This is a genomic window from Pseudomonas sp. AE27 (assembly GCF_037113495.1).
Taxonomy (GTDB): domain Bacteria; phylum Pseudomonadota; class Gammaproteobacteria; order Pseudomonadales; family Pseudomonadaceae; genus Aquipseudomonas; species Aquipseudomonas palmensis.
Map to the genome: position 1 here is coordinate 4,717,676 of NZ_CP146966.1, position 21,502 is coordinate 4,739,177.

General features: G+C 64.5%; 23 protein-coding genes. 9 read left to right on the forward strand and 14 right to left on the reverse strand.

The window, feature by feature from the left end; all coding sequences use genetic code 11:
• Both ctaD and coxB read right to left on the reverse strand, forming a co-directional pair.
• A complete protein-coding gene (ctaD, locus tag V9K84_RS21600) occupies positions 1-1,593 on the reverse strand; it encodes a cytochrome c oxidase subunit I (protein WP_054916033.1) in 1,593 nt (530 codons plus the stop codon).
• Between the two features lie 16 nt (positions 1,594-1,609).
• Entirely contained in the window at positions 1,610-2,737 is a 1,128-nt protein-coding gene (gene coxB / locus V9K84_RS21605) for a cytochrome c oxidase subunit II (protein ID WP_043862277.1), read from the reverse strand.
• A 311-nt stretch (positions 2,738-3,048) separates the two neighbouring features.
• On the opposite strand from coxB, the gene V9K84_RS21610 reads away from it, so the two are divergent.
• Positions 3,049-3,696 (forward strand): hypothetical protein, encoded by a 648-nt coding sequence (locus V9K84_RS21610; protein WP_088514211.1) that lies wholly within the window; start codon positions 3,049-3,051, stop codon positions 3,694-3,696.
• A gap of 86 nt (positions 3,697-3,782) precedes the next feature.
• Here the strand turns inward: V9K84_RS21610 and V9K84_RS21615 are convergent, their stop codons facing one another.
• The 6 genes from V9K84_RS21615 to prlC form a co-directional block, all read right to left on the reverse strand.
• Positions 3,783-5,309, reverse strand: a complete 1,527-nt coding sequence (locus tag V9K84_RS21615; RefSeq protein ID WP_168186824.1) for a SulP family inorganic anion transporter — start codon at positions 5,307-5,309, stop codon at positions 3,783-3,785.
• Positions 5,310-5,503: 194 nt separating this feature from the next.
• A complete protein-coding gene (locus V9K84_RS21620) occupies positions 5,504-6,223 on the reverse strand; it encodes a carbonic anhydrase (RefSeq protein WP_043862274.1) in 720 nt (239 codons plus the stop codon).
• Positions 6,224-6,466: 243 nt separating this feature from the next.
• Positions 6,467-7,525 carry a PA0069 family radical SAM protein gene (locus tag V9K84_RS21625; RefSeq protein WP_043862273.1) on the reverse strand — a complete coding sequence of 353 codons (1,059 nt, stop codon included), beginning with the start codon at positions 7,523-7,525 and terminating at the stop codon, positions 6,467-6,469.
• 78 nt (positions 7,526-7,603) lie between these two features.
• Positions 7,604-9,628, reverse strand: coding sequence for a M3 family metallopeptidase (locus tag V9K84_RS21630; RefSeq protein ID WP_088514209.1), 2,025 nt, complete (start codon positions 9,626-9,628; stop codon positions 7,604-7,606).
• Positions 9,629-9,727: 99 nt separating this feature from the next.
• Positions 9,728-9,988, reverse strand: coding sequence for a YheV family putative zinc ribbon protein (locus V9K84_RS21635; RefSeq protein WP_043862271.1), 261 nt, complete (start codon positions 9,986-9,988; stop codon positions 9,728-9,730).
• The gene (gene prlC / locus V9K84_RS21640; protein WP_088514208.1) at positions 9,985-12,036 is read right to left on the reverse strand and encodes an oligopeptidase A; all 2,052 of its coding nucleotides are present in this window, start codon (positions 12,034-12,036) and stop codon (positions 9,985-9,987) included. The genes V9K84_RS21635 and prlC overlap by 4 nt, the downstream gene beginning before the upstream one ends.
• A 90-nt stretch (positions 12,037-12,126) precedes the next feature.
• Here prlC and V9K84_RS21645 point away from each other — a divergent pair, with 90 nt between their 5' ends.
• A complete protein-coding gene (locus V9K84_RS21645) occupies positions 12,127-12,675 on the forward strand; it encodes a gamma carbonic anhydrase family protein (protein ID WP_043862269.1) in 549 nt (182 codons plus the stop codon).
• A 32-nt stretch (positions 12,676-12,707) separates the two neighbouring features.
• Positions 12,708-13,358 (forward strand): HAD family hydrolase, encoded by a 651-nt coding sequence (locus V9K84_RS21650; RefSeq protein WP_088514207.1) that lies wholly within the window; start codon positions 12,708-12,710, stop codon positions 13,356-13,358.
• 27 nt (positions 13,359-13,385) lie between these two features.
• Here the strand turns inward: V9K84_RS21650 and V9K84_RS21655 are convergent, their stop codons facing one another.
• On the reverse strand, positions 13,386-14,492 hold the full coding sequence (locus V9K84_RS21655) for an aminopeptidase (protein ID WP_088514206.1): 1,107 nt from the start codon (positions 14,490-14,492) through the stop codon (positions 13,386-13,388).
• 66 nt (positions 14,493-14,558) lie between these two features.
• Between V9K84_RS21655 and V9K84_RS21660 the strand changes: the two genes are divergently transcribed.
• Positions 14,559-14,972 carry a hypothetical protein gene (locus V9K84_RS21660; protein WP_054916040.1) on the forward strand — a complete coding sequence of 138 codons (414 nt, stop codon included), beginning with the start codon at positions 14,559-14,561 and terminating at the stop codon, positions 14,970-14,972.
• Between the two features lie 52 nt (positions 14,973-15,024).
• Positions 15,025-15,438, forward strand: a complete 414-nt coding sequence (locus V9K84_RS21665) for a hypothetical protein (protein WP_043862265.1) — start codon at positions 15,025-15,027, stop codon at positions 15,436-15,438.
• A 3-nt stretch (positions 15,439-15,441) separates the two neighbouring features.
• Here the strand turns inward: V9K84_RS21665 and V9K84_RS21670 are convergent, their stop codons facing one another.
• Together V9K84_RS21670 and V9K84_RS21675 are read right to left on the reverse strand one after the other, a co-directional pair.
• Positions 15,442-15,675, reverse strand: coding sequence for a DUF1161 domain-containing protein (locus V9K84_RS21670; RefSeq protein WP_043862264.1), 234 nt, complete (start codon positions 15,673-15,675; stop codon positions 15,442-15,444).
• 85 nt (positions 15,676-15,760) lie between these two features.
• Positions 15,761-16,195, reverse strand: a complete 435-nt coding sequence (locus V9K84_RS21675) for an OsmC family protein (RefSeq protein WP_088514205.1) — start codon at positions 16,193-16,195, stop codon at positions 15,761-15,763.
• Positions 16,196-16,376: 181 nt separating this feature from the next.
• Here V9K84_RS21675 and V9K84_RS21680 point away from each other — a divergent pair, with 181 nt between their 5' ends.
• Entirely contained in the window at positions 16,377-17,381 is a 1,005-nt protein-coding gene (locus V9K84_RS21680; RefSeq protein ID WP_043862263.1) for an LLM class flavin-dependent oxidoreductase, read from the forward strand.
• Between the two features lie 66 nt (positions 17,382-17,447).
• On the opposite strand, the gene V9K84_RS21685 is transcribed toward V9K84_RS21680, so the two are convergent.
• The gene (locus tag V9K84_RS21685) at positions 17,448-17,672 is read right to left on the reverse strand and encodes a DUF1161 domain-containing protein (protein ID WP_054916042.1); all 225 of its coding nucleotides are present in this window, start codon (positions 17,670-17,672) and stop codon (positions 17,448-17,450) included.
• Positions 17,673-17,724: 52 nt separating this feature from the next.
• Positions 17,725-17,940, reverse strand: coding sequence for a dodecin (locus tag V9K84_RS21690; protein ID WP_043862261.1), 216 nt, complete (start codon positions 17,938-17,940; stop codon positions 17,725-17,727).
• A gap of 157 nt (positions 17,941-18,097) precedes the next feature.
• Here V9K84_RS21690 and V9K84_RS21695 point away from each other — a divergent pair, with 157 nt between their 5' ends.
• Positions 18,098-18,424: a DUF883 family protein gene (locus V9K84_RS21695; RefSeq protein WP_043862260.1), complete on the forward strand. Its 327-nt coding sequence runs from the start codon at positions 18,098-18,100 to the stop codon at positions 18,422-18,424.
• Here V9K84_RS21695 and V9K84_RS21700 read toward each other — a convergent pair.
• The gene (locus V9K84_RS21700) at positions 18,421-19,317 is read right to left on the reverse strand and encodes a LysR family transcriptional regulator (RefSeq protein WP_043862259.1); all 897 of its coding nucleotides are present in this window, start codon (positions 19,315-19,317) and stop codon (positions 18,421-18,423) included. The genes V9K84_RS21695 and V9K84_RS21700 overlap by 4 nt on opposite strands.
• 111 nt (positions 19,318-19,428) lie before the next feature.
• Here V9K84_RS21700 and trpB point away from each other — a divergent pair, with 111 nt between their 5' ends.
• Both trpB and trpA read left to right on the forward strand, forming a co-directional pair.
• Entirely contained in the window at positions 19,429-20,646 is a 1,218-nt protein-coding gene (trpB, locus tag V9K84_RS21705) for a tryptophan synthase subunit beta (protein ID WP_043862258.1), read from the forward strand.
• Positions 20,643-21,455 (forward strand): tryptophan synthase subunit alpha, encoded by an 813-nt coding sequence (trpA, locus tag V9K84_RS21710; protein WP_043862257.1) that lies wholly within the window; start codon positions 20,643-20,645, stop codon positions 21,453-21,455. The genes trpB and trpA overlap by 4 nt, the downstream gene beginning before the upstream one ends.
• Positions 21,456-21,502 lie beyond the last annotated feature (47 nt).

A 21,502-nucleotide genomic window follows, 5' to 3' on the forward strand; every position in this document is an offset into this window, starting at 1 on the left:
TCATTTCACTTCCGGCGGGGTCTGGAAGGTGTGGTAGGGCGCGGGCGAGGGCACCGACCATTCCAGCCCTTCGGCGCCATCCCATGGCTTGGCCGGGGCCGGCTTGCCGCCACGGATGCACTTGATCACGATGAACAGGAAGAAGATCTGCGTGACGCCGAAGGTGAAAGCGCCGATCGACGACACCATGTTGAAGTCGGCGAACTGCAGGTTGTAGTCCGGCACCCGGCGCGGCATGCCCGCCAGGCCAACGAAGTGCATCGGGAAGAACGCCATGTTCATGCCGATGAACGACAGCCAGAAGTGCAGCTTGCCGAGGGTTTCGTCGTACATGTGCCCGGTCCACTTGGGCAGCCAGTAGTAGGCGGAGGCGAAGATGCCGAAGATCGCCCCCGGCACCAGCACGTAGTGGAAGTGCGCCACCACGAAGTAGGTGTCGTGGTACTGGAAGTCGGCCGGGGCGATGGCCAGCATCAACCCCGAGAAGCCGCCGATGGTGAACAGGATGACGAAGGCGATGGCGAACAGCATCGGCGTCTCGAAGGTCAGCGAACCTTCCCACATGGTGCTCACCCAGTTGAACACCTTCACCCCGGTGGGCACCGCGATGAGCATGGTGGCGTACATGAAGAACAGCTCGCCCACCACCGGGATGCCGACCACGAACATGTGGTGCGCCCACACGATGAACGACAGGAAGGCGATGGCCCCGGTGGCGTAGACCATCGAGGTGTAGCCGAACAGCGGCTTGCGCGAGAACGCCGGTATGATCGAGCTGACCGCGCCGAACGCCGGCAGGATCATGATGTACACCTCGGGGTGACCGAAGAACCAGAACACGTGCTGGAACAGTACCGGGTCGCCACCACCGGCGGCGCTGAAGAAGCTGGTGCCGAAATGGATGTCCATCAGCATCATGGTCACCACCCCGGCCAGCACCGGCATCACCGCGATCAGCAGGAACGCGGTGATCAGCCAGGTCCAGACGAACAGCGGCATCTTCATCAGGGTCATGCCGGGTGCGCGCAGGTTGAGGATGGTGGCGATCACGTTGATCGCGCCCATGATCGAGCTGATGCCCATCAGGTGGATGGCGAAAATGAAGAAGGTCACGCTGGCCGGTGCGTAGGTGGTCGACAGCGGGGCATAGAAGGTCCAGCCGAAATTCGGCCCGCCGCCGGGGCTGAACAGGGTCGATACCAGCAGCAGGAACGCTGCCGGCAGCAGCCAGAAGCTGAAGTTGTTCATGCGCGGCAGGGCCATGTCCGGCGCGCCGATCATCAGCGGGATCATCCAGTTGGCCAGGCCGACGAAGGCCGGCATCACCGCACCGAACACCATGATCAGGCCGTGCATGGTGGTCATCTGGTTGAAGAACGCCGGCTCCACGATCTGCAGGCCGGGCTGGAACAGCTCGGCGCGGATCACCATGGCGAACGAGCCGCCGAGCAGGAACATGGCGAAGGCGAACCACAGGTACATCGTGCCGATGTCCTTGTGGTTGGTGGTCAGCACCCAGCGCATCAGGCCCTTGGCCGGGCCGTGGGCGTGGTCATGGGCGGCATGACCGTGGTCGTCGATGACTGTACTCATGTCCTGTCTCCCCGGTTCATTGGCTGTCGGCCTGCTTGAGCGCCAGCACATCCTTCGGCGTGACCATGTCGCCCTTGTTGTTGCCCCAGGCGTTGCGCTCGTAGGTGATCACGGCGGCGATATCCACTTCCGAGAGCTGCTTGCCGAACGCCGCCATGGCCGTGCCGGCCTTGCCGTGGAAGACGATGTTCAGGTGATCCTTGATCGGGCCGGTGGCGATCTTCGAACCCTTGAGCGCCGGGAACATCGGCGGCAGGCCCTGGCCTTCGGCCTGGTGACAGGCCACGCAGGTGGTGTGGTAGACCTTGTCGCCGCGCTCGCTGAGCTCCTGCAGGGTCCACTCCTTGCTGGTCAGCTCCTTGAGCTTGGCCGACTCGGCCTTGCGTTCGGCCAGCCAGGTGTCGTAGTCGGCCCTGGACTTGACCTCCACCACCACCGGCATGAAGCCGTGGTCCTTGCCGCACAGTTCGGTGCACTGGCCGCGGTAGATGCCCGGCTTCTCGACACGGGTCCAGGCCTCGTTGACGAAACCGGGGATGGCATCGCGCTTGACCGCGAACGCCGGCACCCACCAGGAATGGATGACGTCGGCGGCAGTCACCAGAAAGCGCACCTTGGCACCCACCGGGATCACCAGCGGCTGATCGACCTCCAGCAGGTAGTGCTCGTCCTTGGGTGCCTTGTTGTGGATCTGATCGGCGGGGGTGGCCAGGTTGCTGAAGAACTCCACGTCCTGGCCCAGGTACTTGTAGTGCCACTTCCACTGGTAGCCGGTGACCTGGATATCCACGTCCGACTCGCTGGCATCGTAGATGTCCACCAGGGTCTTGGTGGCGGGGATGGCCATGGCCACCAGGATCAGGAACGGCACCACCGTCCACATGATCTCGACCCAGGTGTGCTCATGAAAATGCGCCGGCTGCTGGCCGGTGGAGCGACGGTGCACCATCATCGACCAGAACATCGCGCCGAACACCACGATGCCGATCACCACGCAGATCCAGAAGATGGTCATGTGCAGGTCGAACACGGCGTTGCTGACTTCAGTCGCCCCCGGCGCCATATTCACGGTCCAGGCGGCGTGTGCCGGCGTGAACAGTGACCACAACAGCAGGCCCATCCAGGCATGTGGATGTCGCATCATTGCGGGTTCCCCTTATGATTCTTGTTATCCCGGAGGCAGGGCCTACGGCTAAGGGTACGGCGTCAAGACGGCGAACTTCGACGGCGAGCCCCTGCTGGACAGCAGGCGGGCCTCATCAACCAATCACTTTCAAAGCGGAGTATAGACAGCCGCCCGGACCGCGCAAAAAATCGCCGAGAGGGGGTTGATGGCCATTTGATATGCCTTACGGCGACATAAACGCACATCGTTTATGACAAATCCGTCTTAACTCTTTTTCGAACCGAGCTACCTTATGTCATCCGTGTGTTTCCCTTGTCCCTGGAGTTGTCATGAACATCGCCGCTTTGCGCGAGCAGATCACCCGTGCCCGTCAACATGAGGTCCAAACCGGCCAGTTGAAAAAGCAACTTGAAGTGCAACTGCCCCACCTGCATCCCTCGATCAATCTGCCTGAGCAAGACCCGCATGCAGCGCTTGTGGGGTTTGTCGACGCGTACATCGATCAGGTACCCGAATTGCTGGAGGCCGCCAATACGGTGGCGCGCGAGGCGGGCATCGAGTCGCAGATCAAACCGGTACTGAAAATTGCCGAAGCCTATTTCCTGCAGCCGCCGGCGATCATGCAAGGCCAGGTCGGCCTGGGCTGCCTGCTGGATGAGGCCTACCTGGCGCACCGCCTGGTGGAGGAAGTGAACGACCTGTACATCAAGCATTTCAAGCAGCCACTGATCCCGCTGGATACCACCGTGGCCAACCTGATCGCGCATCAGCTGATCGGCGAGGCATTCGCCAACCAGCTGGATGAGGTGGTGCACCACTCGGTGGACGAAATGCTCAACGACGAAAGCTTCGCGCTCGAATCGGTGGAGGCCTACCGAGACAAGCTGAGCAGCCCGGACACCGGCGCGGCGTGGAAGCGCTGGCCGTGCCTGTCGCGCCAGCTGGGCGTGGGGCTGGAGCTGGATCAGTCGGCCTGATCGGCTCGGCGGCGCAGCCTTCGCCAGCAAGGCTGGCTCCTACAGGATTACACCCCGTGTAGGAGCCAGCCTTGCTGGCGTTTCGTTCAGGCGCCAAGCCCTGCCGCCATACGCGCCCGCCCCTCGGTGCGCCGCTTCAACCCGCGCGGCTCGATCACCAGCACCGATCCATTGCCCGCATTCGCCCGGCCCCAGTCCTCCAGCAGCTCGAGACACGCGTGGTCGATGTAGCTGAGTTGGGCCAGCGGTACATGCAACGTGGTACATACCGGTACGTTATCCAGCGCCCGGGCGAGTGCCGGGACCTTGAGAAACGTCGCCGCACCGCTCAAGCGAAGCTCCAGGTGCCCCGGCGTATCCAAGTGGCTGACGCTGATCTTCAACCGCGCCGCCTTCAGTGCAAGCTTGAGCAAAGTCAGGGCGAAACCCAGCAGTACGCCGGTCAACAGGTCGGTGAAGATGATCGCCAGTGCGGTCGCCGCGTAGGTGAACATCGGCATGCGCCCATAGCGCCCCAACCCGCGGAACGCCTTGAAGTCCACCAGCTTGAAGCCGGTGTACACCAGTACACCTGCCAGGCTCGCCACCGGGATCTGCTGCAGCACACTGCTCAGCACCACCACGAACGCCAGCAACCATGCCCCATGCAGAATAGCCGACAGCCGCGTCTGCGCACCGGCCTGCACGTTGGCCGAACTGCGTACGATCACCCCGGTCATCGGCAACGCCCCCAGCACGCCGCAGAGCATGTTGCCCACCCCCTGGGCCGACAGTTCACGGTCGAAATCCGAACGCTGGCCACTGTGCATGCGGTCCACCGCTGCCGCCGACAGCAGCGTCTCGGCACTGGCGATGAATGCCAGGGCGAGCGCCGCCACCAGCAGGTGCGGGTTGGCCAGTTGCAGCAGGTCGGCGGGGCGCAGCCAGTCGATGGCCTCGGCCAGGTTGGCGGGCACCACCACGCGGTTCACCGGCAACGCCAGCCACAGGCTCAGCAGGGTCATCAGCGCCACCCCGAGCAAGGCCCCCGGCACGAAGCGCAGACGCTGCGGGCGCAGGCGCTCCCAGCCCCACATGATCGCGATGGTGCCCAGGCCCAACGCACCCGCCTGCCAGGCATTGCCGGGGCCTTCCGGGGTCAGCGCCTGCAGTACGGTCTGTGGGAACGCCGTCAGGTTGGCCAGCCCGGAAGGCTGCGGGCTGGCGTCGAACATCACATGCACCTGCGACAGTACGATCAGCACGCCGATACCGGCGAGCATGCCGTACACCACCGCTGGCGCCGTGACCCGGAACCAGCAGCCCAGGCGCAGGCGCCCTGCCAGCAGTTGCAGCAGGCCCGCCAGCAGCAGGATCGGCCCGAGCATGGCCATGCCATGCTGGCGTACCAGCTCGAACACCAGCACCGCCAGGCCCGCCGCCGGGCCGCTGACCTGCAATGGCGAGCCGGCGATGAACCCCACCACCAGGCCACCGACGATGCCGGTGATCAGACCCTTGGCCGGGGGCATGCCGGAAGCGATGGCAATGCCCATGCACAGCGGCAGCGCCACCAGAAACACCACCACCGAAGCCAGCAGTTCACGCGGCAGGGCCGCTTTCAATTGCGTCATGTTCACCTTGATTCTCCCTCTATCGATCACGCCGGGCCATTCCGCTGGCCCGCACGCCGCAGTAACGCCGCCACGCGGGCAGCCGCAAGCCGCCGGCAGGCCGGCAAGGCATTCATGGAAATTCAAGGCAGCCGACTACCTGGGCTGCACGCGAACGTGCAGCCTTCAGTCACCCTGTTGCGAATGAGGTGTGGCTAGTAGCGCCCGCGCGGGGTGGCGCAGGGAATCGGCTGGCCGCTCTGCAGGGGCAGGAAGCGGTCGCTTACCGCGTCATAGGCGGTGATTTCGCTGGTTTCGATGTCGTAGATCCAGCCGTGGATATACAACTGGCCGGCCGCCAGGCGCGAGGCGACCGAAGGGTGGGTACGCAGGTGCTGCAACTGCGCGATGACGTTTTCCTTGGTCAGCACCTGCATGCTTTCGTGTTCGTTGTGGCAATGGCAATTGTCTTCGACCACCGTGCGCGCCACCTCGGCATGCCGCAACCAGGCCTTGACCGTGGGCATCTTCTCCAGGCTCTGCGGGTTGAGCACGGCACGCATGGCCCCGCAATCGGAATGCCCGCACACGATGATGTGCTGCACGCCCAGGGCCATCACCGCGTACTCGATGGCCGTGGATACACCACCGTTCATCTGCCCGTAGGGCGGCACCACGTTACCCACATTGCGGGTCACGAACAGGTCGCCTGGGGAGCTGTGGGTAATCAGTTCGGGCACGATGCGCGAGTCGGCGCAGGTAATGAACATCGCCCGCGGCTTCTGCGCAGTGGCGAGTTTCTTGAAGAGCTCTTCCTGTTGCGGGAAGACTTCATGATGAAAATGCAAAAAGCCGTCGACGATATGCTTCAGTGCGGCATCGGCGCTTTCGGCTTGATCAGCCGGGCCGTTTTGAGAGGGGTCCTGGTCTTTCATTGTTGATCCTCTTTGACGGTTTGAAGGTAAGTCCATTTTACCGGTTCAAGATTCAGACAACGCAATGAAGCTTGGATGTCGCTCACGCTCAATAAAGCACAGTGCGGCTGCCTGGCGTTTCACGCTACGCGGAAAAACTTAACTCAAACTGAATTTGGAGGCTCTAGAACGGGAGTTCCAGAACAAAGGGGCGGGCCTCGGATACTAGCAAAAAAGCATTAATGGCAACTACCCATTAATGCATTACAGCAGCGACAACTGCCCACCGGGCGGGCAGAACGCGCTGCAATCGAGCGCATGGCCTTCACGCCGGTTCAGTCCCAGGCGGCGCATGGCCTTGTCGAAACGCTGCGCCAGCAAGTCGGCAAACACGCCTTCGCCCCGCATGCGTGCGCCAAAACGGCTGTCGTACAGCTCGCCGCCACGGCTCTGACGGATCAGGCTCAGCACATGGGTCGCACGTTGCGGGTAATGATCCTGCAGCCATTGCTCGAACAGCGGCGCCACCTCCAGCGGCAGGCGCAGCAGCATGTAGGCCGCGTGCAGTGCCCCGGCCTGCTTGGCCGCCTCCAGCAGGTGTTCCAGTTCGCTGTCGTTGATCATCGGGATCATCGGCGAACACAGCACACCTACCGGTACACCCGCCTCGCGCATCACCCGAATCGCCCGCAACCGCGCCTTGGGCGCGGCGGCACGCGGTTCCAGGGTGCGCTTGAGCTCGTCGTCGAGGGTGGTCAGGCTGATCATCACCGACACCAGGCGCTGCTGTGCCAGTTCGGCCAGCAGGTCGAGGTCGCGCAGGATCAGCGAGCCCTTGGTCACGATGGTGACCGGGTGACGGTAGCGCAGCAGCACTTCGAGCAGGCGCCGGGTCAGCTGCTGTTCGCGCTCGATGGGCTGGTACGGGTCGGTGTTGGACCCCAGGTTGATCGGGGCGCACACGTAGCCTTTCTTCGACAGCTGTTGTTCCAGCACCGCCGCCGCGTTGGTCTTGGCGATCAGCTTGGTCTCGAAATCGAGCCCCGGCGACAGGTCCCAGTAGGCGTGGCTGGGGCGGGCATAGCAATAGATGCAACCATGCTCGCAACCTCGGTAGGGGTTGATCGAGCGGTCGAAGGGCAGGTCGGGCGAGGTGTTACGGGTGATGATGGTTTTGGCCGTCTCGATGCGGACTTCAGTGCCCTGGGTCAGCGGCACCTCCTGGTACCAGCCATCATCCTCGGCCACAGAGCGGGCAGGGGCGAAGCGGTTGTGCGGGTTGTGCGCGGTACCGCGACCACGCACAGGCGCTGGAGTGAACATGGCGAGCCCCTGTACTGTTTTTATATACAGTACTGCATCGCCACCAGGACCTCCAGCACCGCTCGGCGTCCGACGTGGCTACGGGGTAAGGCCATGCCACTGCAGAAACGGCAGGGGGCTCACGTCACGCCCGCGAAACACCTTGAACCCTGCCGTGATCGAGCGCCCGGCCCCCGGGGCAACAATGGCCTCGAGCAGGGCACGCCCGGTGGCCGGGTTGAGCACGCCTTCGGCTTCGAACCGGGCGAAGGCATCGATCGCGTAGACCCGCGACCACAGGTAGCTGTAATAGCCCGCCTCGTAGCCGCTGGCCAGGTGATCGAAGGCCTGGGCCGGGCGCTCGAAATCGCCCAGCGGCCAGGGCAGCACTGCGTCGAACTGTTCCACCACCTGCTGCTGCAGGCTTTGCGCAGCAGCCGGGTAGGTCTCGCCATGCAGGTGCAGGTCCAGGCGCGCCATTGCCAGGTCTCGGGCAAACGTGAGCCCTTGCTGCTGTTTCTGCTGGTCGAGAAACGCCTGCACCGTGGACTGCGGCAGTGCCTTGCCCGTCTGGTAGTGATGGGAGATACCGGCCAGGTACTCGGCCGACCAGCACCAGCGCTCCAGCAGCTCACTGAAGAACTCGATCCCGTCCGGCCCCAGGCTGTCGATATCGGACAGGCGGTAATCGGTGGTGGCCACCAGCAGCTGGTGCAGGCAGTGACCGAACTCGTGGTACAGCTTGCGCAGCTCCAGGTGGGTCAGCAACGGTGGGGCAACCCCGTCGCCACGCTCGACTGCGCAGAACAGCGCCGCCGCGCCCTTGTGAAAACGACCCTCGGCATCCACGTGGCGGTTCCATACCCGCAGGCTCCAGGCGTAGTCCTCCTTGCCCGGGCGGGTGATCGCATCCATGTACAGGTACCCCACCAGCGCATGGCCCTGGGTTACCTCGAAGCACCGCACATCCGCATGCCAGGCCTGCAACGTGCTGGACGGTGTGATCTGCACGCCGAACAGGGTATCGGCCAGCTGCGTCATGGCCAGCACCACCTGCTCCAGCGGGAAGTAGCCCCGCATTTCCTCGCCAGACAGCGCCAGCGGGTGCCGATGCGCACGCTGCGCGTAGAAGGCGATGTCCCAAGGCTGCAGGCCACCCAGGCGCGCCTGCTGGTCGAAGGCCCGCAACCGCGCAGTTTCGGCGCTACGCCAGGCGGCGCTGTGGGTGCTCAGGTCCTGCAGAAACCGCGTGACCTGTTGCGTCGATTCTGCCGTCTTGGTCTGCAGGCTGAGTTCGGCAAAGCTGGCAAACCCCAGCAGTTGCGCCTGCTCATGGCGCAGTCGTCGCAACTCCAGCAGCACCGGGCCGTTGTCGGGGCCTGCGTCCAGCTCCGACGCGCGGCCATGGTAGGCCCGATACACGGTTTCACGCAGGCTACGGTCTGTGGCCTGCTGCAGGATCGCCAGGCACGGGGCCTCTTCCAAGGTCACCAGCCAGCCCTCGAGGCCCTTGGCCTGGGCCTTGCGCGCCATGGCGGCGGTCTCCAGCGCGTCGACCCCCTGCAGGCGCCGGGCATCGGTGATCAGCAGGGTCCAGGCGCCGGTGGCGTGTGCCAGGTTGTCGAGGAACAGGTTGCGCTGGGCACTGATGCTGGTTTGCAGGTTCATCAGGCGGGCACGCTCGGTTTCACCGAGCTCGGCGCCGCTCAGGCGAAAGGCCTTGATCGACTGCTGCAGCGACATCCTGCGTTCGTGGCTGAACAGCGCACCGTGGGCGCTGTCGGCCAGACGCTGATAGAGCGCCAGCAACGTGGCGTTCTGCAGCTTTGCCTGATGATAGGCCTGCGTCTTGAGCCAGCACTCGTCCACGGCGGCCTTCCAGGCCTCGCCGCGGGTGTACAGGGGCACGATCAGGCGCACGGCGTTGTTGAGGCGCGCATCCAGTGCATCGATGGCCATCACCAGGTCGTCCCAGGTGGGCAGGCCACGCTGGGCCAGGATGATGCGGGCCAGGGCGTTGTGGTTGTCGAGGATGATCTGGTCGATGCCCGCCGTCAGGTGTTCCAGGCGGATGTCGGCGTAGGCTGGCGGATCGAGGGGGGCGAGCAGGGGATTGCTGGTCATGGGCAGCTCCTTGAGTGACGGGAAGATCCCGTCACTTTCAAGGGTTGCCGGTGCGCCAGGGGCTAACTATGTATGCCCCTGCACCAGCCACACGGCCCGCTAGGGCTTCTTCAGCTTCGGATTGGGGAAGAACTGCACCGTCTGCACCGCAGGCTGGGGCGCCTTGGCCTCGGCCTGGTTGACGCGGGTGCCCAGTTCCTTGGGCACCGACAGGCCCTGTTCGTTGAGCGTGTCGGAGAACCCGCAGGCCACGCACTCGCGGTGTGGCACGCCGTCTTCGCTCCACATCATCAGCTTGTCCGGCTCGCTGCACGCCGGGCATACGGCCCCGGCAATGAAGCGTTTCTTGGTCTTGCTCATGCCGCCAGGTCCTCGCTCAGGCCACTGTGGCGCAACAGCGCATCGATCGACGGCTCACGGCCACGGAAGTCGACGAACAGGCGCATCGGCGCCTGCGAGCCGCCACGGGCCAGAATCGCCTCGCGGAAGGCGCGACCGGTTTCGGCGTTGAGCACACCCTCTTCCTCGAAGCGCGAGAAGGCATCGGCCGACAGCACTTCAGCCCACTTGTAGCTGTAGTAACCGGCCGCGTAGCCGCCGGCGAAGATGTGCGCAAAGCTGTTGGGGAAGCGGTTGTACGCCGGCGGGCGCATCACCGAAACCTCGTCGCGCACCCCTTCGAGCACCTCCAGCACGCTGCGGCCATCGCCGTGGCTGGCGTGCAGTTCGAAGTCGAACAGCGAGAACTCCAGCTGGCGCACCATCATCAGGCCCGACTGGAAGTTCTTCGCCGCCAGCATCTTCTCCAGCAGGTCCTGCGGCAGGGCAGCGCCACTTTCGTAATGACCGGAGATCAACGCCAGGCCTTCAGGCTCCCAGCACCAGTTCTCCATGAACTGGCTCGGCAGCTCGACCGCGTCCCAGGCCACGCCATTGATGCCGGATACCCCGGCGTGCTCGATGCGGGTCAGCAGGTGATGCAGGCCGTGGCCAAACTCGTGAAACAGGGTGGTGACTTCATCGTGGGTCAGCAGCGCCGGCTTGCCCGGGGCGGCCGGGGTGAAGTTGCACACCAGGTTGGCCACCGGGCTCTGCAGGCTGCCATCGGCCGTGCGGCGACGGTCGCGGGCGCCGTCCATCCAGGCACCGCCGCGCTTGTTGGCGCGGGCGTACAGGTCGAAGAAGAAGCGCCCCACGTGCTGGCCGTTTTCCTTGATCTCGAACAGGCGCACGTCCGGGTGCCAGGTATCGAAGCCTTTCACCTCGGCGATCTCGATGCCGTACAGGCGCTGCACGATGGTGAACAGGCCCGACAGCACCTTGTCGATCGGGAAGTAGGCACGCAGGGCTTCCTGCGACACGCTGTACCGCTGTTCGCGCAGCTTCTCGCCATAGAAACCGCTGTCCCAGCTCTGCAGGTCCGGGCAGCCCTGCTCGGCGGCGTAGGCCTTGAGCTGGGCCAGGTCCTGGGCGGCGAAGGGTTTGCTGCGCTTGGCCAGGTCACGCAGGAAGCTCAGCACCTGGTCGCTGGACTCGGCCATCTTGGTGGCCAGGCTCAGCTCGGCGAAGTTGGCATAACCCAGCAGCTCGGCCAGTTCCTGACGCAGGTCGAGGATCTCGCGCATCACCGGGCCGTTGTCGAACTGGCCGGCATTGGGGCCCTGGTCCGAGGCGCGGGTGCAGTAGGCCGCGTACAGTTCTTCGCGCAGGGCACGGTCGTGGGCGTAGGTCATCACGGCGTAGTAGCTGGGGAATTCCAGGCTGATCAGCCAGCCATCCAGGCCCTTGGCCTGCGCGGCGGCCGCCATCTGCGCCTTGGCCGATTCGGTCAGGCCGGCCAGTGCGGCCTCGTCGGTGACGTGCTTGGTCCAGGCCTGGGTGGCGTCGAGCAGCTGGTTGGAGAAACGGCTGCCCAGCTCCGAGAGCTTGCTCTGCACCTCGGCATATCGCTTCTGCTGGTCGGCCGGCAAGTCGATACCCGACAGGCGGAAGTCACGCAGGGCATGTTCGAGGATGGTTTTCTGCGCCACATCGAAGCCGGCAGCTTCGGGGCTGGCGATCAACGCTTCGTAGGCCTGGAACAGCTCGCGGTTCTGGCCCATTTCGGTGGCGTAGGCGCTCAGGGCCGGCAGGCAGGCCTCGTAGGCCTCGCGCAGCTCGGCGCTGTTGCACACCGCGTTGAGGTGGCTGACCGGGCTCCAGGCGGCACCCAGTCGGTCGTTGAGTTCGTCCATGGCCAGCACCAGGCCGGCCCAGGAGGGGTTCTGGCCCTGGGTTTTCAGGATCGAGGCGATGGCGCTGCGGTTGTCGGCCAGGATCTGTTCGATCGCCGGCAGCACATGCTCGGCACGGATCGCCGAGAAGGGCGGCAGGTCATAAGACTGCAGAAGCGGGTTGTTCGCACTCACGGTTAAACACCTTGGCAGAAGAAACACCGCTCCATCTTAATTACAATCGACGCTGACCGCAGCTATCAGCCTTACAGAGAGACACTATTCATGGCCATCCGCAGCTTCCAGCAACACATTCCGCGTCTCGGCGCCCGCGCCTTCGTCGACCGCAGCGCAGTGGTGCTGGGTGATGTCGAGATCGGCGAGGACAGCTCGGTATGGCCTCTGACGGTGATCCGCGGCGACATGCACCGCATCCGCATCGGCGCGCGCACCAGCGTGCAGGACGCCAGCGTGCTGCACATCACCCATGCCGGCCCGTTCAATCCCGACGGCTACCCGCTGCTGATCGGCGATGACGTGACCATTGGCCACAAGGTCATGCTGCATGGCTGCACCCTGGGCAACCGCATTCTGGTCGGCATGGGCAGCACCATCATGGACGGCGCGGTGGTCGAGGACGAGGTGATCATCGGTGCCGGCAGCCTGGTACCGCCGGGCAAGACGCTGGAGAGCGGCTTCCTGTACGTGGGCAGCCCGGTGAAGCAGGCACGGGCGCTGACCGACAAGGAACGCGCGTTCTTCCCCTACAGCGCCGCCAACTACGTGAAGCTCAAGGACCTGCACCTGGCCGAAGGCTTCGACCAGCCCGAGTGAGTTATCCACAGCCCCCTTTTTTCGAGACTGTCATGCACCAGCAAACCATTCTGTTCGACCTCGACGGTACACTCACCGACCCCCGTGAAGGCATCACGCGCTCCATCCAGTACGCCCTGGCCAAGCTGGACATCGACGAGCCGGACCTGGCCCGCCTGGAACACTTCATCGGCCCGCCCTTGCTGCAGGCGTTCATGCAGTTCTACGGCTTCGACGAGGCCAAGGCATGGCAGGCGGTGAACTTCTACCGTGAGCGCTTCAAGGTCACCGGGTTGTACGAGAACCGCGTGTTCGAAGGCGTGAGCGAGCTGCTCGAAGGGCTGCAGGCGCAGGGGCGCACGCTGTACATCGCCACCTCCAAGCCCTGGGAGTTCGCCCGCGAGATTGCCCGGCACTTCGATTTTGCCCGGTATTTCAAGGTCATCTACGGCAGCGAGCTGGACGGTACGCGCACCAACAAGGTGGAGCTGATTGCGCACCTGCTGGCCGAAGAAAACCTGGACCCGGCGCAGACGCTGATGATCGGCGACCGCAAGCACGACCTGATCGGCGCGCGCAGCAACGGGCTGGAAGCAGTGGCGGTGGGCTACGGGTTTGGCAGCCGCGAGGAATTGACCGCAGAGCAGCCGGCTTATCATTTCGACACGCTGGGCGAGCTGCATCAGGCCTTCATGCGGTCCTGAGGGCCTTTTCGCCGGCAATGCCGGCTCCTACAGGGGATGCGACCCGGCCTTGCCGGCGGAGCTTTCCAGGGCCTGCTGGCGCTGCTCGAACGGCAACCGCCCCCAGGCCTCGACCCGCTGGTAGAACACCGCCCAATCTCCGCCAACCTCCCGGAACAACGCTGCAAACGCAGGCACCCACTGGTCATACAGCCCGAACGGCAGCAGCTTGGCGTTGTTCATCGGCGCGTTGATCCACGCGTCATAGCGCTTGTCGCCCTGCCACCTTGTATCGCGCAGCACCCGGTACTCGCTGCGCAGGCGCTCGAACTCGGCCTGCTTGCCCGCGCGCATCGCGACCTCGTCCAGCGGCTGTGCATACAACGTCTTGAGCCGCTCGCGGCTGGCCAGCACCAGCCCGACGAACTCATCACGCTGGCGCGCTCCACCCTGCGGCAAGGGCGCCAGCCCGCGGGCCGCGCGCCACTGGCGCGAACCTTCCTGCTCCACAAAGGTGGCAAACGACTCGTTGAACGCCGTGTCGTCCTTCACGTACACGCGCTGGTGCGCCAGTTCGTGGAAGATCACCGTGGCCAGGCGCTCGTCGCCCCAGCCCAGCATCGAATTGAGAATCGGGTCGTCGAACCAGCCCAGGGTCGAATAGGCCTCCACCCCGCCCACATACACATCCTGCCCCTGCGCCTTCTGCAACGCCGCCGCCCCGCGCGCCGCACCCTGGCTGTAGTAGCCGCGATAGGCCACGCAACCGGCGATGGGGAAGCAGTAGGTATGCGGTTCCAGCGAAAACTCCGGGGTGGCGAACACGTTCCACACCACGAACGGGCGCCCGATATCGGCGTACACCCGGTAGCTGCGGTTGTCCGGCAGCTTAAGGTGGCTGCTGGCAAAAGCGCGTGCCTGCTGCGCTTTCGCCAGGTGCTGGCGCAGGGCAGGGGGGGTGGCCGGGTCGGCCACCAGCACCGCCACCGGCTCGCGCGCGCGCAGCAGCTGCCATTGCCCGCTGGCCAGCTGGCTGTAGTAGCCGAGGCTGGTGCAACCGTTGAGCAGCCCGATCAGCAGCACGGGAACCAACCCGCGGAAAACGCGGTCGAGTGCCCCGGGGCTTGAGCGCAACCAGAAAAAAATTCGAACCATGTGCAGGGATTGTCTCGCTCAAGTGCTCATCGGCCCAAGACTATCCTGCCTGCCCGGAGTTTTGCCATGCGTACGATGCTTGCCGCCAGCGCTGTGCTGGCCCTGACCGGCTGCGCCGGCCTGCCCGCCGCCGACCCGAACCAGGCCTGGGTCGACCTCCAGCCCGCTGCCGACGACACCCTGCACGCGCTGGAGGTGGACGAGCGCAGCTGGGCCGACACCCGCTACTTCGAAGTCACGCCGGGCAGTCACGAGCTGACGGTGCGCTATCAGTTCGCGGTAGCGCCCGGCAATATCGGGCCGGTGGACGAACCACTGTGGCGCGATTGCCAGCTGAACGTGAAATTCAAGGATTTCAATGCCGGCCAGCGCTATCAGTTGCAGGCCGGCAGCATCGGCTTCAGGCCCTGGGCCAAGCTCTACGACGAGCAGCGCAAACTGGTCGGCACCGGTTTGCCTGCCGGATGCCAGCGTACCTGAACAGACTAATGGCGCTATGCTTGTAGCTTGTAGCCCGCCAGCGGAGATTGCCATGCGCCAGCCCATGATGCTGCTTGCCATCAGTACCTTGGGGGCCTGTGCCAGTCCCCTGCCACCGGTCGACAGCAAGCAGGCCTGGATCGACCTGTATACCGTCACGCCGGGCAAGGTGCTCATGGCCGACCGCCTGGATGGTCAGCGCCTGAACGACGGCCGTTTCTTCCAGGTCACGCCGGGCAAACATGAACTGGTGGTGCGCTTTGATTTCGAGGTGTATTCAGGCGGTTTCAGCACCGACCCTACCGAACGCACCTGCTACCTGAAGATTCGCTACGACGACTTCCAGGCCGGCCAGCGCTACCGCATCGAAGCCCGCGCCCCGGCCATGCAGCCCAGTGCCTATCTGTACGACGCGCAGCGCAAGCTGGTCGCCGAAGAACAGAACGACATCTTCTGCATCCCGTGACGGCTAGCGATCGTTTTTCTGGTAGATGATTTTCTTGGTGCCGTTCTCACAGCTGCCCACCACCATGTTCTGGTCATGGACTTCATCGTTGGTCACGATTTCCAGGGTGTAGGAAGAGACATTGTTGGCCTGGATCTTGGCTTCGATCTCGGCCTTGAGCTCGGCGCAGTCCTTGGGCGCGGCCAGCGCACTGGTGGCCAGCAACGAGGTCAGCACAGCGAATGCAATACGAGTCATCAGAACAGCTCCTTGTGGCGGCAGACCATCTGCCGACAGCCATTTGACCACAAGAAGCCGTGCGTCGTTCTGATCTGCGCCGGCGTCAGTCCACCAGGGTGGCGTCCAGGCTGATCTGGGCCTTGAGCACCTTGGATACCGGACATCCCGCCTTGGCCTTGTTGGCCAGCTCCTCGAATTTCGCCTTGTCGGCACCGGGCACCTTGGCCTTGAGGATCAGGTGCACGGCGGTGATGGCAAAACCATCGGGCTGCTTGTCCAGGGTCACTTCGGCGATGGTGTCGATACGCTCGGCGGTCAGGCCGGCTTCGCCGAGGATCATCGAAAAGGCCATGGAGAAGCAGCCTGCATGGGCAGCGCCGATCAGTTCTTCAGGGTTGGTACCAGGCTGGCCTTCGAACCGGGTGTTGAAGCCATAGGGGTTGGCCTTCAAGGCGCCACTCTCGGTGGAGAGCTGGCCCTTGCCGGTTTTCAGGTCGCCTTGCCAGATTGCCGATGCTGTCTTTTTTATCGAACTCATAAAGCCTCCTGAGTGCCTGAGAGCGCGGGGGATCGCGCCTGGCGTTCAATTCAGAGGGCGTCACCACGGGCAAGTTCAGCCCGATTGCAGGGGCAGGCATTGAATACCTGTGATCTGCCCATACAGAGTCAGAAAGGTCGCGGCATGCTGTCGGCCTAACCATTCAGGAGGCGTACACGCCATGACGCGACTCGCGGACATCAAATACTCCACCCTCGACCTGGTACCGGTACGCCAGGACAGCGGCCCGGCCCAGTCGCTGCGCAACTCGCTGGACCTGGCGCAACACGTGGAGAAATTCGGCTACAACCGCTTCTGGGTGGCCGAGCACCACAACATGGACGGCATTGCCAGCTCCGCCACCTCGGTGCTGCTGGGGTACCTGGCCGGTGGCACCTCGACGATCCGCGTGGGTGCAGGCGGGGTGATGCTGCCCAACCACGCGCCGCTGGTGATTGCCGAGCAGTTCGGCACCCTGGCCAGCCTGTACCCGGGCCGTATCGACCTGGGCCTGGGACGTGCGCCGGGCTCCGACCAGATGACCGCCCGCGCCCTGCGCCGCGAGCGCTCGGGCAGCGCCGACGACTTCCCGGACGATGTAGAGGAACTGGTGCGCTACCTGGGCCCGCGCACGCCCGACCAGAAAGTGATTGCCGTGCCGGGGTATGGCACCGAGGTGCCGATCTGGCTGCTGGGCTCGAGCCTGTTCAGTGCACAGTTGGCGGGGATGCGCGGCTTGCCGTATGCGTTTGCCTCGCACTTTGCGCCGCGCATGATGCATGAGGCGATCCGCGTGTACCGCAACCACTTCAAGCCCTCGACAGTGCTCGACAAGCCCTACGTGATGTTGGGTGTACCGCTGGTGGCGGCCGATACCGACGAGCAGGCCGAGTACCTGGCCACCTCGGTGTATCAGCGAATTCTGGCGTTGATGCGTGGGCAGAGCCTGGTGCAGCGCCCGCCCGTCGATAGCATGGACGGCCTGTGGCAGCCCCATGAGCGGGAGGCAGTGGGAAGTTTCCTGGGCCTGGCGATGGTGGGCGGGCCAGAGAAGATCCGCGCCAAACTGGACGTGCTGCTGGAGCAGACCGGTGCTGATGAGCTGATCTTTACCTGCGACCTGTACGAGCATGCGGACCGGATCCGGTCCTACGAGATTCTGTCTCAGGTCATCAAGGGCAACTGAGGGCCCTTTTGCCAGTAAGGCTGGCTCCTACGTGGGAGCCAGCCTGGCTGGCGAAAGACTCACCGATCAACCGCGCTTGTACACGATTTCCTTGGTACCGCCTTCACACGACCCCACCACCTTGCCATCGGTCGCAGCGCCCTTGTCGACGATCTCCAGCGAATAGTGCGGTACGCCATTGGCGTCGATCTTTGCGGCAATCTCGCTCTTCAATTCTTCACACGGCTTGCCCGCCGCCAGCGCAGTCCCGGCCAGGGTCATCAAGCCAAACGCCAATACCAGCTTCTTCATCGATCGCATTCCTTGTTCAGATCAAAAAGGGTTCAGGGCCAGCCGGCCGCCATCAGCTGTTGGCGATACGGAAGCCCACCTTGATGGTTACCTGAAAATGCGCCGCCTTGCCATCCTTGATATGGCCCCGGGTCTCGGTCACTTCGAACCACTCCAGGTGCTTGATGCTCTTGGCCGCTTCGGCCAGGGCATTGTTGATCGCGTCCTCGATGCTGCTGGGCGAGGAGCCGACCAGTTCGACCTTCTTGTACGTGTGGTGATCAGACATGACTACTCTCCATCAATGGTGTGCATTGAGCCTAGCAGCGCCAGGCAGGTTTACCTGTGTGGGTAAAAACCTGGCAAAAGTTCGATTGCTCTGCACTTTCGCGGCACTGCGCAGTCCCATTCTTCACATGCCACTCAAACCCTGAAGGAGAGCCACCATGGCCAATAGCTCGCTACGTAAAGCCTCGTTGCAAAGCATGGAAGCGGAAATCGAAAGTCTCCTCAAATCCCTGGAAAACCTCAAAGACGATGCTTCGGACGAGTCGCGCAAGACCTTGAAGAGCCTCAAGGGCAATGCCGAAAATGCCCTGCGTCACTCGCGCAGCCTGCTCACCGATGCCTATGAAGAGGTCAAGACCAAGACCCGCGAAACCGGCATCGCCACCCGTGACTATGCCCAGCAACACCCCTGGACCACCGCCGGCGTGGCCGTGGGCGCACTGGGCCTGCTGGCCGCCTACCTGCTGTGCAAGCGCGGCGACTAAAGCGCCTGCCGCCCCAGTTCGGCGCGCAACCAGTGCGCCAGCTGCTCGGCGCGCCCGTCCGCGGCGCGCCGGGGCACCCACAGGGCCAATGACGCCCGCGTAGGACCAAAGCCCCACGGTGCCGCCAGCCTGCCGGCACGCAGGTCATCGGCCACCAGCGGCTGCGGGGCGATCGCCACCCCCAGGCCGGCCACAGCTGCCTCCAGCAAGTAATACAGATGCTCGAAACCTTGCCCGTAGCGCATTGCCTGCGGGTCGATGTGCTGTTGGCGGGCCCAGTCGGGCCAGGCCTGAGGCCGCGAGGTGGTGTGTAGCAGGGTTTCCCCCAGCAAGGCGCTGGCTGGCGCCTGACGCAGGCGGTCGAACCCTGGAAAGTGCGGGCTGAGCACCGGCCCGATGCATTCCTGTGCCAGCACGTGCACCTGCATGTCGGCCGGCCACGGCGGCTCGGCGAATACCAGCAGCGCATCCAGCCCCGGCCGGCGCGGGTCCAGGTCGCCTTCGCCCGCCGACAGGTGCAGTCGCAGCTCCGGCAGGTCGGCCTGCAGGCGCCCAAGGCGCGGAATGAACCAGCGCGCCAGCAGGCTGCCTGAACAACCCAGCACGAACGGTGCGTCGGCGCGGTCCTGGCCCAGCTCGGCGCACACGCTGCGCAGGCGCTCGAAGGCGTCGCTGCTGGCGTCGCGCAGGCGCACACCGGCATCTGTGAGTTTAATGCCGCGCCCTTCCTTGACGAACAGGCTCACGCCCAGGTGCTCTTCAAGCACCTTCAACTGCCGGCTCACCGCACCGTGGGTCACGTGCAGTTGCTCGGCAGCCTGGCTGACGCTGTTGAGCCGGGCGGTGGCTTCAAAGGCCCGAAGGGCATTGAGCGGGGGCAGTTCTCTGGCCATTGACGTGTGAGTTTTCCTGACAGGTTGTGGCGATCTTATCGGTTTTCAGCGGCGCGTGTCGTGGGTAGAGTAGGCCCATTGCGACCTCATACCCACGCCCTGGAGCGACCCATGACCCAGACCAACTTCCGCAGCGGCCCCGATGCCAACGGCCTGTTTGGCGCATTCGGTGGCCGCTACGTGGCCGAAACCCTGATGCCGCTGGTGCTCGACCTGGCCCGTGAATACGAAGCGGCCAAGGCCGACCCCGAGTTCAACGAGCAACTGGCGTACTTCCAGCGCGACTACATCGGCCGTCCTAACCCGCTGTACTTCGCCGAGCGCCTCACCGAACACTGCGGCGGGGCGAAGATCTTCTTCAAGCGCGAAGAGCTCAACCACACCGGCGCGCACAAGGTGAACAACTGCATCGGCCAGGTGCTGCTGGCCAAGCGCATGGGCAAGAAGCGCCTGATCGCCGAAACCGGCGCCGGCATGCACGGTGTGGCCACCGCCACCGTGGCCGCACGTTTCGGCCTGCCCTGCGTGATCTACATGGGCGCCACCGACATCGAGCGCCAGCAGGCCAACGTGTTCCGCATGAAGCTGCTGGGCGCCGAGATCGTGCCGGTCACCGCCGGCACCGGCACCCTCAAGGACGCCATGAACGAAGCGCTGCGCGACTGGGTGACCAACGTCGACGACACCTTCTACCTGATCGGCACCGTGGCCGGCCCGCACCCGTACCCGGCGATGGTGCGCGACTTCCAGTCGATCATCGGCAAGGAAACCCGCGAGCAGCTGCAGGCCAAGGAAGGGCGCCTGCCCGACAGCCTGATCGCCTGCGTGGGTGGTGGCTCCAACGCCATGGGCCTGTTCCATGACTTCCTCGATGACGCCAGTGTGCAGATCATCGGCGTCGAGGCCGGCGGCCACGGGGTCGACACCGACAAGCACGCAGCGAGCCTCAACGGCGGCGTGCCCGGCGTGCTGCACGGCAACCGCACCTACCTGCTGCAGGACGCCGATGGCCAGATCACCGACGCCCACTCGATTTCCGCCGGCCTGGACTACCCCGGCATCGGCCCGGAGCACGCCTACCTGCACGAAGTGAAGCGCGTCGAGTACGTGAGCATCACCGACGACGAGGCGCTGGATGCGTTCCACGCTACCTGCCGCCTGGAAGGCATCATCCCGGCGCTGGAAACCTCCCACGCGCTGGCAGAAGCCATCAAGCGTGCGCCCACCCTGCCCAGGGACCACCTGATGGTGGTGTGCCTTTCGGGGCGTGGCGACAAGGACATGCAAACCGTAATGAGCCATATGGCCGCGCAGGAGAAGCAGGCATGAGCCGTCTTGAACAACGTTTTGCCGACCTCAAGCGCGAGGGCCGCGCTGCCCTGGTGACCTTCGTGACCGCCGGTGACCCGGGCTACGACGCTTCGCTGGCGATCCTCAAGGGCCTGCCGGCTGCGGGTGCCGACGTGATCGAGCTGGGCATGCCGTTCACCGACCCGATGGCCGACGGCGTGGCCATCCAGCTGGCCACCCTGCGTGCGCTGGAGGCCGGGCAGACCCTGGCCAAAACCCTGCAGATGGTGCGTGAGTTCCGCACCGGCAATGCCACCACGCCGATCGTGCTGATGGGTTACTACAACCCGATCCACCGCTTCGGCGTGGAGAAGTTCGTGGCCGAGGCCAGGGATGCGGGCGTGGACGGCCTGATCATCGTCGACCTGCCGCCGGAGCACGACGCCGAGCTGGCCACCCCGGCCCAGGCCGCGGGCATCGACTTCATCCGCCTGACCACCCCGACCACCGATGACGCGCGCCTGCCGCGCGTGCTTGAGCGCAGTTCGGGCTTTGTGTACTACGTGTCGGTAGCCGGCGTGACCGGCGCAGGCTCGGCGACCAGCGATCAGGTAAGCGGCGCCATCGAGCGCCTGCGCCGCCACACCGACCTGCCGATCAGCGTAGGCTTCGGCATTCGCACGCCTGAACAGGCGGCAGCCATTGCGCGGCTGGCCGATGGTGTGGTCGTGGGTTCGGCGCTGGTGGACAAGGTGGCCAACGCCAGCACGGGCGAGCAGGCGGTAAGCGATGTGCTGGCGCTGTGTTCGGCGCTGGCCGAAGGTGTGCGCGGCGCGCGCAAAGGCTGATACCGCGTCGCCTCATTCGCCGGCAAGGCCGGTTCCTACAGACACCG